Consider the following 13,354-nt stretch of genomic DNA (forward strand, 5'->3'; position numbering starts at 1 on the left):
ATCAGCGTGCGGGCGAATCGCCCTGGCCGATTCGCGCACGGCATTCAATAATCATGGAGACCTAGATGCAGGACAGCAATGCTTTGCCGTCGCAAACGCGCCGCGACAGTGCCGCACCCGACGAGACTGCACCGGCCAGCACGCTCGATGCGCAAGCTGCGGCGTTGATCCGCCGCATCGAGAGCGTACCGTTTTCCCGCTGGCATACGAAGGCACGCATCATCGTTGGCAGCGCAACCTTCTTCGACGCATTCGACGCGCTGTCGATCGCCTTCGTGCTGCCGGTGCTGATCGGCTTGTGGCACATCGAGCCATTGCAGATCGGCCTGTTGATCGGCGCGAGCTACATCGGCCAGTTCATCGGCGCCCTGCTGTTCGGCTGGATCGCCGAGCGCACCGGGCGCATTCGCAGCGCGGCGGCCGCGATCGGCATCATGTCGGTGATGAGTCTCGGCTGTGCGCTGGCCGGCAATTTTCCGCTGCTGTTCGCATGCCGCTTTATCCAGGGGATCGGCGTCGGCGGCGAGATGCCGGTGGCGGCGACCTACATCAGCGAATTGTCGAATGCACATGGCCGCGGCAAATACTTTCTGCTTTACGAACTGATCTTTCCGGTCGGGCTGATGGCGGCCGGCCAGTTGGGCGCGTGGCTGGTGCCCGCGGTCGGCTGGCAGATCATGTTCTGGATCGGCGCGATACCGGGGCTCATCATCGCGCTGCTCGTGATGCGGCTGCCCGAATCGCCGCGCTGGCTGATCAGCAAGGGGCGCTTCGCCGAAGCAGAAGCCGTCGTGCGCGCGATGGAAGCGAGCACCACGCGCCGCATCGCGCCCGGCGTGCGGGCGCCGCAGCAGCGCCCGCAAGTCACCGCATCGCGCGCCGGCTGGCGCGAACTGCTCGCGCCGTTCTATCGCTCGCGCACGCTGATCGTGTGGGTGCTGTGGGCCAGCGCGTTCTTCGTGGCGAACAGCCTGAACAACTGGCTGCCGACGCTCTATCGCACCGTCTACCACTTGCCGCTGCAACAGGCGCTGCGCGCCGCGTCGATGACCAATGTCGCACAGGTCGCGCTGCTGCTGATCTGCGCGTATTCGATCGACCGCATCGGCCGCCGCAACTGGGCGGTCGCCGCGTTCTGCATGGGCGGCGTGCTGCTCGCCGGGCTTTCGCTGTTCGGCGCGCACAGCGTATGGGGCGTGCTGATCGTCGGCACGATCGCTTATGGACTGATCGGTTCGATTGCGGCCGTGCTGTATCTGTACACACCGGAGGTTTACCCGACCCGCATGCGCGCCACCAGCACCGGGCTTGCCACGTCGTGGCTGCGGCTCGCTTCTGCGGTGGGGCCGTCGCTGGTGGGCTTGCTCGTGCATACGCGCGGTACCGCTTCGGTGTTCATGATGTTCGCGGCAGTCAGCGCGGTCGGCGCGCTTACCGCAACGAAGATGATCGAGACGCGCGAACGCAGCCTTGAGGAAATCGCGCCTTAAAAGGGGCGCAACACATGAAGACGCGTGCAGGCTTAGCGGCCTATACGCGCGAGCGGGCGGATGTGCGCTATGCGGGCGTGCATACGTGTTTACGTGCATGAGAAACCTGCATGCCCGCCGCCGCCCGCGCCGTTTTGTGCCTGCCGTGGTATGTCATCGCCCTATCGTCGGCTGCACATCTCAGTGCCTGCGCGCGGCTTGCGTCGCACGCCCCGGCGAATGAAATCCGCTCATGCCCCGCATGAACAAATGCCGTTTGCGGGGTACCGCATGACGATGCAATCTGTGATGCAAAGGTGTCACGCACGGCGTAAAGCGCGCAGCAGCGGTCCCTTTCGGCATGGTGATCGCGGCTGGTTTGCCGCAGCCGTTCCGAAAGCCGCCCCGCCCACGCAATCCGCCGCGCGATAAGCGAAATCCGACACCGATTGGCTTGTGCGTCTGTACTCGCTAAAGGAGATGACTTTGACGATTCATCGTTCACGCGTGCGGTGCACTGCGCGTTCGCCACGCCCGCCACGCAGTGCCGCAAGCAAACGCACTGCGGCCCGCCGCGCCACCTGTCCCAACGTCAGCGTCACTGCCCGCTGCGCCGCCCGCTGATCGCCGGCCGTCTGCGCGCAACGGTGCGCGTGCGCGGCCGCGATCCCTTCTTCACCCTGCACGTTATGGATTTTCGAAGATCGTGAACCTCCTCAAGCAAACCCTCTATTCGAAATGGCTGCGCCCGTTGCTGCTGATCGTGATCCTCGTCGCCGTATGGGATCTGACGATCCGCATCTTCAAGATTCCACCCTACCTGGTGCCCACGCCCGTGGCGATCTTCCAGCAGATCGCCCAGCAATGGCCGATGCTGTTGCAGGAATCGGTGCCCACCATCAACGCAACCCTGGGCGGCTTCGCACTCTCCGTTGCGATCGGCGTGCCGATTGCGATGCTGGTCGCGTATTCGCCGCTGGTCGAAAGCTACCTGTATCCGCTTGTGGTGTTTTCGCAAAGCATTCCGAAAGTGGCAATTGCGCCGCTGTTTGTCGTGTGGTTCGGTTTCGGTCTGTTCCCGCGCATTCTGGTGGCATTCCTGCTCGGATTCTTTCCGGTGGTCGTATCGACCGTGATGGGCTTCAAGTCGGTCGAGCGGGACCTGATCGACCTCGCTCGCTCGATGGGCAGCCCGCCGCTGAAGATGTTCTTCAAGATCCTGCTGCCGCACGCAATGCCGGCGATTTTCTCGAGCATGAAAGTGTCGATCACGCTCGCCGTCGTGGGCGCGGTGGTCGGCGAATTCGTCGGCGCGAACTCGGGGCTCGGCTATGTGTTGCAGCGCGCGAACGGCAACTTCGACCAGCCGCTGATTTTCTCCGCGCTGGTCGTGCTTTCGGTGATCGGCTCGCTGTTGTTCATCGCGCTCGACGTGCTCGAGCGCTTCGCGGTGCCCTGGCATTCGTCGCAACGCCAGCGCAACCAGGCACGCGCGTAGGCCGCTCGCCCCTTTTCGGACAATCACAGGAGACAAGATGAAGCAAAGAATTTTCACGCGCGTGTTTGGCGCGGCGCTGGCGGCCGCTGCGTTGTGCACGGGTGCACCGGCCTTCGCGAAGGACTCGGTGACGCTATTGTTGAATTACACGGTGAATGGCGCAGTTGCACCGTTCTACCTCGGCAAGGTCAAGGGCTACTACGACGCCGAAGGCATCGATCTCTCGCTGAAGGAAGGTCACGGTTCAGGCCCGACCGTACAGGCCGTCGCCACGCACAATGTCGACCTCGGTTATGCGGACTTCAGTACGCTGGTGAAGGTGGCCGCGATCGGCGCACCGGTGAAGGCGATCGGCGTGCTGTTGCAGGAGAATCCGACTTCAGTGGTGGGCCTTGCCGACAAGAACATCAAGACGCCGCAGGACATCAAGGGCAAGACGGTGGCGGTCGCGCCCGGCGATGCGTCGTCGCAGCTGTGGACGATGTTCATGAACAAGGTCGGCCTGAAAGACTCCGACTTCAAGACGATCACCGGCAACCCGCAGACGACGATCAACGCGGTGATTACCGGCCAGGCCGACCTGCTGGTCGGCTTCGCCACCATTCCGCTGATTTCGGTCGAACAGGCCACCAAAAAGCCGGCGCGCGCGCTGCGTTTTGCCGACTATGGCGTGAACGTAGCGACGCTTAGCATCATCGCGAACGACGACACGATCAAGAACAACCCGGATCTGCTCAAGCGCTTCATGCGCGCGACGGTCAAAGCGGTCAACGACAGCGAGAAGGATCCGGCAGCGGCCGTCGACGCATTGCTTAAGGTGCTGCCGGCCGCCGGCAACCGCGACACGATGATCCGCACGCTGCAGGCGACGATTCCGTTCTACCGCACGCCGGAGACGGAAAAAGACCCGCTGTTTCACGTGACCGCAAAGAACATCTCGGACTCGGTCAGCGCGATCGTGCTGTACAGCAAGCTTGACAAGGCTGCCAACGATCCGGCGCGCTACTACACGAGTGCCTTCGTACCCTGACATCGATGCCAGCACAACCGTTTATCCATGCCATCCGATAGCGATTCCGACATGACAACCGTTTTCAAAATGAACCAGGCGCCGCTAGCATCGGGCGCGCGCTCCGCCACCGCGCCGCTGATCGAGCTGCGCGACGTGACCAAGCACTATGCGAGCCGCGAAGGCAAGATGGAGGCGTTGCGGCCGCTGAACTTCGCGATGCGTGCCGAGGAGTTCGTTTCGATCGTCGGGCCTTCTGGCTGCGGCAAGAGCACGCTGCTGAAGATGGTGGCAGGCCTCGAGCCGCTGTCGGGCGGCACGATGACCTTGGGCGGCAGCCGTATCGACGGGCCGCAGAAGAATGTCGGCATCGTGTTTCAGGGTGCGGTACTGCTTGCGTGGCGCAACGTGCTCGACAATATCCTGCTGCAGGCGGAAATGCGCGGCATGCCGATGGGGGTGGCGCGGCAGCGGGCGCAGCACCTGATCGAGATGGCAGGGTTGAAGGGGTTCGAGAAGAAATATCCGTGGCAGCTTTCGGGCGGGATGCAGCAGCGGGTGTCGATTTGCCGTGCGCTGCTGCATGAGCCTTCGGTGTTGCTGATGGACGAGCCGTTTGGCGCACTCGATGCGATGACGCGCGAGACGATGAATCTCGAACTGCAGCGTATCTGGATGGAATCGAAGAAAACGGTGCTGCTGATCACGCACAGTATTCCGGAAGCGGTGTTTCTGTCGGATCGCGTGGTGGTGATGTCGGAGCGGCCGGGGTCGATCGCGGCGGTGTATGAGATCGACTTGCCGCGGCCGAGAAAGCTCGACGTGATGGCAACGCCGGCGTTTTTGCATCATACGAAGACGATTCGTGGGCACTTTAATGCGCAGGGGTCGCTGGACGATCATTGAGCATGACGCTGCTGCTGGTTAGTAAAGAGGCTTTACACCGCTACGCCCAAGCCCGTCTTGGGCGTAGCCGTTTCTGGCGAACCGTCTTCGGGCCCAAACAAAAAGGCCGGATTCCCTTCGGAACCCGGCCATCCTTCAAGTCGTCAAATCCGCATCAAAAGAAGTGGTTTATCCCAAACGAAAACCCCGTCTGACTCGCATGCTGCGACGGGTTAAGCGTCGCATTCGTCACGTACCCACCGGTAAACTTCGTATAGTCGACATCCGCGTAGAACATCGTCCGCTTCGACAACAGATACGTCACGCCAGCAATCGCCACGCCCTTGCGCCCTGCCACGCCCGAGGTCACGTTCTTGTTGTCGTAATAAGCAGCCGTCACGTCCCACTGCGTGCTGATCTTGTAGCGAAACCCGCCCCACAGATACTGATTGCGCGTGATGGTTTTCGCAGAGACCGGCGTGTCCTGAAGATTCAGCGAATAACCCGCCATCGCCGTGAAATCGCCCAGCGTAAACGCCCCGCCCGCCGTGTACTGATCGTCGCCGAAGTAGTCGCTGCTGGTGGCCGGCAGCGGATTCGAACGATGCGTATAGCCAGCGCCAAACTTGATCGCCGGCGTCGAATAGTTCACCCCCACTGCAGCCACCGAACCGTGCCCGATGTTACCCGCCTGCCCGCCGGCCGACAGTTCGCCACGCAAGATAAACGGCCCGATGTTGCCGCGATAGTTGATGTCGTTGTCGTCGCGACCGGTGTTGCCGCCCGACACCGCGGTTGCCTCGGTGATGCTCAGATACTCAAAGTCGAATGGCTCGAAGTCCTTGATCAAAAAGTGCTGCAATGTGAACTGATGGCCGATGTCCACCACACCGAACGGCCCCGACAAGCCGACGGTCGAGGTCCGCTGGAATATCTGGTTATTGGTGTTGTTGTTCGCGCCCGTGCTGAGTACGAAGCCGGCTTCCAGGTTAAAGCGTGCCTGATAGCCGCCGCCCAGATCTTCCCGTCCCAGCAAGCCCCAGCGGTTCGAGTTGTAGGTGCCGTTGGACGCCATGGTCCATGCCGCACCACCCGGCTTCGTGGCGTTCACGATATGGCGCAAACCACCGTCCAGCGAGCCATACAACGTCACGCTGCTCTGCGCATGCGCGGTCCCTGCGCACAGGCCTAGCAGCGACAATGCCCATGCCGCGCGCGCGCAACCCGACACACGCCCGCGATAAAACGCTTGATCTCCAGTTTTGATACGCACATCTCCTCCATAGTTATCCGTTGGAATACGCCGGATTTCGATAATTTTTTTAGTAACCCGAAACTTGAAACCCGGTTTCCTGGAATGCCTTTACACCCTCCCTTGCTACGTCTGCAGTTGCCGCGCTATCGCGCAACAACCTCTGCAACCTGTCTGAACGAGGTCTGCCTGCATTGCGCAGGCGGACCTGTGCGGCGCCGGCCGCACGCGTCGCGCACCGCCGGCGTCGCGTCTACACCGCGCTTAGTCCTTCTTCTCGAAGAACCACGCGGAATCCTTGTTGATCCACTCCGGCCCAACCCGCTCTTCCAGCTGTTCGCGGCCCGTGACAAAGTAGTCGCTCTGCGTCGCGCGCTGCGCCATCATCTCGTTGCGCTCGTCCCAGTCGCCCATCGAAACGCCGAACCACGGCCATTCCGGGCGTAGCGTCGGCAGGCCGAGCTCTTCCCAGATCGCCTTGGCGTTTTCCATGTAAGGCCGCGTCGGCAACGACATCGGCGGCAGCTTTTCCTTGCGCGTCGCGTTCATCAGGATCACGCCGTCCACTGCGTCGTCGCCGCGTTCGGCACCCGACGTGCGCGGGCCATGCCCGGTATCGCGGCCGTGCAGGATCTGCACGTCCTTCACCGCGTTCATCCGGTAGCTCATCGACCAGAAAATCGCGTCGCTGTTTTCCGGATTGATGTCGTTGCTGACTGCCACCACCAGCTTGCCCACCGCCGGCTGCAGCGACGCCGCGCCCATCAGCGCACGCCAGATTTCGGTTTCCGTTGCCTTGTCATTGAACACGACGATCAACAGCTTGCGCAGGTTCGTCAGCGGCTCGTGCATCACCACTTTTTCGACGCTCGAAATACGCAGCGTATTGCGCAGGTGATCGATAAACAGTGGCTCGAATGCCACCTTCTTCACGAGGCTGCTTTCGCTCGGCGTGACCTGGCTGATGATCGACACGACGTGCGCATTCTTGCGCCGCGTGATCGCCGTCACGTTCATGTACGGATTGAATTCCTGCAGGTTCACGTGGCCGTGCGATTCGCCGAACGGACCTTCGGGCTCGAGCGAATCGGTCGGCACGAAGCCTTCGATGACGATCTCCGCATCGGCCGGCACCAGTAGATCGACGGTCTTGCATTTCACGACGCGCAGCGGCTCGCCGAGAATCGCACCGGCCACGCCGAGTTCGTCGACGTCGATCGGCAGCTTCTGCACCGAGCAGAACGACACGGCCGGATGGCCGCCGATCACCAGCGCGGCCGGCATCGGCTTGCCCATCGCCTTGTACTTGAGCCAGTGCTGGTAGATACCCTGACCCATCTCGATCGACGGATTGCAGCCGACGCGCCGCTTGCCCTTGATCTGGCCGCGATACGTGCCCATGTTCTGCACGCCGTTTTCCGGATCCACCGTGATGTACTGCGAACACGTCGTATACGGCGCGTTATCGAAGCCCGGTGTCGAGATCGGAATCGGCAGATGCTCGAGGCCTTGCCCGTCGACGTCGAGCTCGTCGCCGATGAAGCACACCTCCTGGCATGCGGCATCGTCTACCACGACCGGCGCGATCGGGTTGACCCGGGCCTGCTGCCACTTCTTGCCGATCTGGTCGACCGGCACGCCCATCCCGACCGAATAGACTTCGCGATTGATCGACAGCGCGCCGACCACCACCGGCAGCTCGTAGCGGCGACCCTTGCCGTCGACGACGTTATGGAACACGAACGCCTTGCGCTCCGATTCCGGAATGCCGCCGCGCAGTTGCCAGCGCACGAGCGGATGCAGCTCGGTGTCCTTGTTGATCTCGCGATGCACGTGAATCACATAGCCCTTTTCTTCCAGGGCCTGCAGATGGGTCTGGAACGACGGAGGTGTTTTCATAATCGCCCGGTAGTGAAAATCGACATAAACCCGGTGCACGGCAAACGCACAGGCGCGAGCCCGCCGCGCGCGCCAGGGCGCACCGCGAAGCCTTGCCGCATGCGGAAAGTCGTGACCGTAAAAACGAAAAAAACGCGTGAATGCGTGCGTGGGCCACACGGCCGGCGCGCGCAGCCTGAAGGCTAGCTGGGGACGGCGTAACGCGCGGCGGCCAGACAGCCTGCTGCGCGCGCGTCAGCCTGAATCTGCTGGAACGTGCTCATCGTCTCCATCCTTTAGGTTACGCGGACGCCCGTACCGGGTGCCCCGCTTATCGGAGACTGAGGCATCGCGACAGGTGCCGCAAACGGTGTTTTTTCATATACGGCATGAAAAAACTTCATTCGTTGAAAGAACCGCGCAAACGCGAAACAGCGCAGCCCGCCACTGCGTCTACAATGGAACGCCCGTTCAATAACCTCGCGCAAGGTGCGAAACATGCGGATTCTGGTCGTCGAAGATGAGCCGAAAACGGGTGCCTACCTGAAGAAAGGGCTCGAAGAGTCGGGCTATAGCGTCGATCTCGCCACCGACGGCGCCGACGGGCTGATCCTCGCGCAAGAGGAAGAGTACGACGTGATCGTGCTCGACGTGATGCTGCCCACAATGGACGGCTGGGCCGTGCTGAAAACGCTGCGCGCGACGCGCCAGACGCCGGTACTGTTCCTGACCGCGCGCGACGACGTCGACGACCGCGTGCGTGGCCTCGAACTCGGCGGCGACGACTATCTGGTCAAGCCATTCGCGTTTGTCGAACTGCTCGCGCGGGTGCGCACGCTGGCGCGCCGCGGGCCGCCGCGCGAAAGCGAACTGCTGCGGGTCGGCGACCTCGAAATCGACGTGAACCGGCGTCGCGTGAAACGCGGCGGCGCGCGCATCGATCTGACGCCACGCGAGTTCTCGCTGCTGCAGTTGCTCGCGCGCCGCCAGGGCGAAGTGCTGAGCCGCACGCAGATCGCTTCTTACGTGTGGGACATGAATTTCGACAGCGACACCAATGTCGTCGAAGTGGCAATCCGCCGGCTGCGCGCGAAAATCGACGACGCTTATCCCGTCAAGCTGATTCACACGGTGCGCGGCGTCGGCTATGTGATTGACCTGAAAGAGTCGGACTGATGGCGCGCCGCTCGCTGACCACGACGCTCGCGCTCGCCTTCGCGGGCACCACGATGGCGGTGTTCGCGCTGGTCGGCAGCGTGCTGTACTTCGCGCTCGACAAGCAGGTCACGCAGCAGGACGACGACCAGATCGTGCTGGCCGCGCGCCATACGCGGCGCCTTGCCAACGAGCTGCATTCCGCCGACGACGTGCGCACGCATGCGCCGCGGCTGATCAGCCAGGTACTCGGCGATCGCGCGCTGTCGATGGAAGTGGACGATGCGCACGGCAACCCGCTGTTCGGCCACAACGTCGAGAACGGTATACCTGCGGCAATCCGCGCGCTGGTGTGGCCGGCGCGGGTGGCGGCAAGCGATCGCATCACCGGCACGTCGATCGCCGAGGCGAGCGCGGTCGGGCCGGCATTGCGCACGCCGGTGCGCGGCCTCGCCGCCGATGCGGCGCTCACCGATGGCAGCGTCGTCACGATCGTCATTGCGCGCGATATGACCGACCGCTGGCAGTTGCTCGACCATTACCGCGAGCGCCTGTATGGCGCGGGCTTCGCCGGCATGCTGCTGGCGTTTCTGATGAGCTGGATGCTGGTGCGCGAATCGCTGCGGCCGCTGCGGCAGCTCGCCGCCAACGCGGCGCTCGTCACGGTGGACCGTCTGCACACGCGGATGGACGCCGAGCACGCGCCAAGCGAGCTGGCCGCGCTGATTGCATCGCTGAACTCGATGCTCGCGCGTCTGGCCGGCGGCTTCCAGCGGATGTCGCAGTACACCGCCGACCTCGCGCACGACATGCGCACGCCACTGTCGAATCTGCGCGGCGCAACCGAAGTCGCGCTGTCCCGCACACGCAGCGCCGACGAATATCAGGCCACGCTCGAATCGAATCTCGAGGAATGCGAGCGTCTGTCGCGGATGATCGAAAGCGTGCTGTTTCTCGCGCGCGCCGAGCATCCGCAGTTCGTCACGCGGATGAAAACGCTCGACGCGCAGGCCGAGTTGAGCCGCGTGGCCGACTACTTCGAAGGCCTCGCCGACGAAGCGGGCGTTCAGGTGCGCGTCACCGGCAGCGGCGAGGTGTGCGCGGATGCCGAGTTGTTCCGGCGTGCCGTCAGCAATCTGCATGCGAACGCGATTCGCCACACGCCGCGTGGCATGGCCATCGAGCTGAACGCCGAGCCGACTGCACAAGGTTTGCGTGTGACGGTTGCGAACCAGGGCTCGCATATCGAGCCGGCGGCGCTCGAACGCGTGTTCGACCGCTTCTACCGCGCCGACCCCGCGCGCCACCATGCGCCCCTTGGCCCCGCATCCACCGGGCTCGGCCTGGCAATCGTACGCACCATCATGGAACTGCATGGCGGCCGTGCGCAGGCGCAAAGCGATGCGCAAGGAACACGCTTCATTCTGGATTTCCCGCGGAAATAAGCGTGCTGCTGTTCCAGCCGCCGCCGAGCGCCCTGAGCAACTGCACGCTCGCATCGACCCGGCGCGCGTCGATCTGATCGACGCTGCGCTGGTTGCCGAGCGCGATAGTCTGCGAAGTCGCGACGTCGAGATAGCTGACCGCGCCGGCTTTGAACTGATTGGTAGTCAGCTGCAGCGCGCGCTGTGCGGCATCGGATGCGAGCTGCGCACTGTGCGCTTCATCGGCGAGCGTATGCAGCGTCGACAGCTGATCTTCCACTTGCTGAAACGCGGTCAGTACCGTCTGCCGATAGTCCGCCACCGTGCCGTCGTACTGCGCATGCGCGCCCTGCAGCGCGGCGTCGCGCCGCCCGCCGTCGAACAGCGTGCCGGCGATCTGCGAGCCGAGCGACCAGAACAGGCTCGGTGCGGTCAGCCACGGCCCGAAATACGAGCTCTCCAGCCCTGCGCTGGCCGATAAGGTCAGGTTCGGATAGTACGCGGCGCGCGCCTCGCCGATCTGCGCATTGGCCGCGGCCACACGCCGTTCAGCTGCGGCGATGTCCGGACGGCGCTCGAGCAGTTGCGACGGCAGGCCGGCTGGAATCACGGGGACCGGCACCGCGGCAGCACCCGGCTGCACCGTGAACGACGACGCAGGCACGCCGATCAGCGTCGCAATCGCGTGTTCGAGTTGCGCGCGCTGCACGTCGAGATCCGTGTCCTGGGTGCGCGCGGTTTCCAGTTGCGTCTGCGCCTGTGCGACCGCCGCGGCATCGAGCGCGCCGCTGTTGAACTGCTGCTGCAGGATCGACAGCGCGGCCGCATAGGATTTCACGGTGTCGTCGAGCAGCTTCTTCTGGATATCGATTGCGCGCACGTCGAGATAGTCGGCGGCCAGGTCGGTCTGCATCGCGAGTCGCACGCCGGCAAGGTCGGCTGCACTCGCCTGCGCGTTGGCCTGCGCATTGACGGTCGCATCCTTGACACGCCCGAACAGGTCCGGCTCCCAGCTCGCCGCAACACCCACCGAATAATCCGGCACCGTATGCCCCGCGAGACCGCGATGCACGATGTTCTGCGACGTGCGAAAGCGCTGCTGCGACGCGCCCGCGGTAACTGTCGGGAAGAAACCCGCATGCTGGTACGCGACCATCGCCCGCGCGTTCTGCAATTGCGCCACCGCTTTCTGGACCGTCTGGTTCGACAGGTCGACTTTCGCTTCGAGGCGATTCAGTTCGTCGTCGCCAAACAGCGTCCACCATGGGCCGCGCGGCGCGCCGTCGGCGGGCGCCGCGACGCTCCAGCCGGGCGCGGCAGGCGTGACGGTTGCCGATGCATTGGCATAGCTAGCCGGCACGTCGACCGCAGGTTTCGCATACGGCGGCAGCGTCGTGCATGCCGCGAGCAGCATCGTGGTTGCGGTGGCCGATGCCACGGCCGCGCGGATCAGATAACCCTGTTGCTTGCGCATTTCCAGCTCCTGGATCGGCTCACCGTTGTGCGACAGCGTGCGACGCTGCCGCCGTTTCTGCGGGCGCGTGGCTCGCGATGCTGACCGGCTCGCCCGCGACGATCGCGTCGCCGGGGTTGTCGATCACACGGTCCGTGTCCGACAGGCCGGTTGCAATCTCGACATACGTGCCAAAGTCGCGGCCGATCGTCACCGTCTTCAGCAGCACCTTGTGGTTCGCGCCGACCGTCGCGATGGTCACGCCGTCTGCGCGGAACAGCAAGGCACTGACCGGCAGATCGAGCAGCGGATGCGGCTCCGTCACCTGCAGATGCACCTGCGCATAGGCGCCGGGCAGTAACGCACCATCCTGGTTGTCGACGTCGACTTCCACACGCAGCGTGCGACTCGCCGGATCGATCGCGTCGGCGCTGCGCGCGACGTGCGCGGTAAAGCGGCGGCCCGGATACTGTTGTGTCGTCAGGTACACGGGTGTGCCGGCGCGCACCTGGCTTGCCTCGTCCTGCGGCACGTCGATGAATACGCGCAGCGTGCCGGTTTGCTCGATATGGAACAGCTCGCCCGGCGGTGTCGCGAGCCCCGGCGTGCCGCCCGCGGTGACGAGCGCACCGACGTCGACGTTGCGTGCGGTCACCACGCCGTCGAACGGCGCACTGACCTTTTCGTACGACACCATTTCGTTCAGGCGCGCGACATTGGCTTGCGCGGACGCCAGAATGGCGGCTTTGGCCTGCATGTCGCTGGTTTTCGCGTCGGCGTCCTGCGGCGCGACCGATTGCGTCTGCAACATGACCTGCCAGCGCTGCGCGGTTGTCTTCGCGTATGCATAGTTCGCCTGCGCGGTCGCCGCGTCGGCGCGGGCCTGACGCAGTTGCGCATCGAGTTCAGGCGTTTCGATCACCGCGAGCGTCTGGCCGGCTTTCACCCGCGTGCCGATATCGGCGTACCAGTGCTGCACATAGCCGCTGGTGCGCGCGTAAATCGACGCGTCCGCGTACGGCATCACCGAAGCAGGCAACAGCAGTTGATGCTGCGCCGGCGCGTGCGTCGGCATCACGATGGAAACCGCCAGCGAGCGTTGCGCAGCCACCTGTTCGCTCAGTGCAGTACGCGCAGCGAGACGCGGAACCACGCCGACGGTCAGCAACGCGGCGGCGATGCAGGCAAGCGCAACCGGCAGCGCATAGCGGCGTGCGCGGCTGCGTGAAGCGCCATCGCTGCGTTCGGCATCGGTATTGCGCGGCGTAGCGGTATCGGCCGGCGCAGCGGCGTTTCGACCGGCTCGGGTGGTATCGGAAGAATTCATCGCA

General features: G+C 63.9%; 10 protein-coding genes. 6 read left to right on the forward strand and 4 right to left on the reverse strand.

Features of this window, described 5'->3' with window-relative positions; genetic code table 11:
* Positions 1 to 65: 65 nt before the first annotated feature.
* The 4 genes from ACYVNQ_RS14540 to ACYVNQ_RS14555 all read left to right on the forward strand — a co-directional run bounded on the left by ACYVNQ_RS14540 (position 66) and on the right by ACYVNQ_RS14555 (position 4,882).
* Positions 66 to 1,490, forward strand: a complete 1,425-nt coding sequence (locus tag ACYVNQ_RS14540; RefSeq protein ID WP_460903194.1) for an MFS transporter — start codon at positions 66 to 68, stop codon at positions 1,488 to 1,490.
* A gap of 682 nt (positions 1,491 to 2,172) precedes the next feature.
* On the forward strand, positions 2,173 to 2,967 hold the full coding sequence (locus tag ACYVNQ_RS14545) for an ABC transporter permease (protein WP_460903593.1): 795 nt from the start codon (positions 2,173 to 2,175) through the stop codon (positions 2,965 to 2,967).
* A gap of 37 nt (positions 2,968 to 3,004) precedes the next feature.
* A complete protein-coding gene (locus tag ACYVNQ_RS14550; protein WP_460903195.1) occupies positions 3,005 to 3,997 on the forward strand; it encodes an ABC transporter substrate-binding protein in 993 nt (330 codons plus the stop codon).
* A gap of 51 nt (positions 3,998 to 4,048) precedes the next feature.
* Positions 4,049 to 4,882 carry an ABC transporter ATP-binding protein gene (locus ACYVNQ_RS14555; RefSeq protein ID WP_460903196.1) on the forward strand — a complete coding sequence of 278 codons (834 nt, stop codon included), beginning with the start codon at positions 4,049 to 4,051 and terminating at the stop codon, positions 4,880 to 4,882.
* A 154-nt stretch (positions 4,883 to 5,036) separates the two neighbouring features.
* Here ACYVNQ_RS14555 and ACYVNQ_RS14560 read toward each other — a convergent pair whose 3' ends face one another.
* A complete protein-coding gene (locus ACYVNQ_RS14560; protein ID WP_460903197.1) occupies positions 5,037 to 6,134 on the reverse strand; it encodes a porin in 1,098 nt (365 codons plus the stop codon).
* A gap of 243 nt (positions 6,135 to 6,377) precedes the next feature.
* Positions 6,378 to 8,012, reverse strand: a complete 1,635-nt coding sequence (locus ACYVNQ_RS14565) for a UbiD family decarboxylase (protein WP_460903198.1) — start codon at positions 8,010 to 8,012, stop codon at positions 6,378 to 6,380.
* A gap of 477 nt (positions 8,013 to 8,489) precedes the next feature.
* Between ACYVNQ_RS14565 and ACYVNQ_RS14570 the strand changes: the two genes are divergently transcribed.
* Together ACYVNQ_RS14570 and ACYVNQ_RS14575 are read left to right on the forward strand one after the other, a co-directional pair.
* Complete coding sequence (locus ACYVNQ_RS14570) at positions 8,490 to 9,167, forward strand: heavy metal response regulator transcription factor (RefSeq protein ID WP_460903199.1); 678 nt, start codon at positions 8,490 to 8,492, stop codon at positions 9,165 to 9,167.
* Positions 9,167 to 10,591: a heavy metal sensor histidine kinase gene (locus ACYVNQ_RS14575; protein ID WP_460903200.1), complete on the forward strand. Its 1,425-nt coding sequence runs from the start codon at positions 9,167 to 9,169 to the stop codon at positions 10,589 to 10,591. Before ACYVNQ_RS14570 ends, ACYVNQ_RS14575 begins: the two co-directional genes overlap by 1 nt.
* Here ACYVNQ_RS14575 and ACYVNQ_RS14580 read toward each other — a convergent pair.
* Together ACYVNQ_RS14580 and ACYVNQ_RS14585 are read right to left on the reverse strand one after the other, a co-directional pair.
* Entirely contained in the window at positions 10,566 to 12,044 is a 1,479-nt protein-coding gene (locus ACYVNQ_RS14580; RefSeq protein ID WP_460903201.1) for an efflux transporter outer membrane subunit, read from the reverse strand. The two genes, ACYVNQ_RS14575 and ACYVNQ_RS14580, sit on opposite strands and share 26 nt — an antisense overlap.
* Positions 12,045 to 12,063: 19 nt before the next feature.
* Entirely contained in the window at positions 12,064 to 13,350 is a 1,287-nt protein-coding gene (locus tag ACYVNQ_RS14585; RefSeq protein ID WP_460903202.1) for an efflux RND transporter periplasmic adaptor subunit, read from the reverse strand.
* Positions 13,351 to 13,354 lie beyond the last annotated feature (4 nt).

The organism is Paraburkholderia jirisanensis (assembly GCF_054782355.1).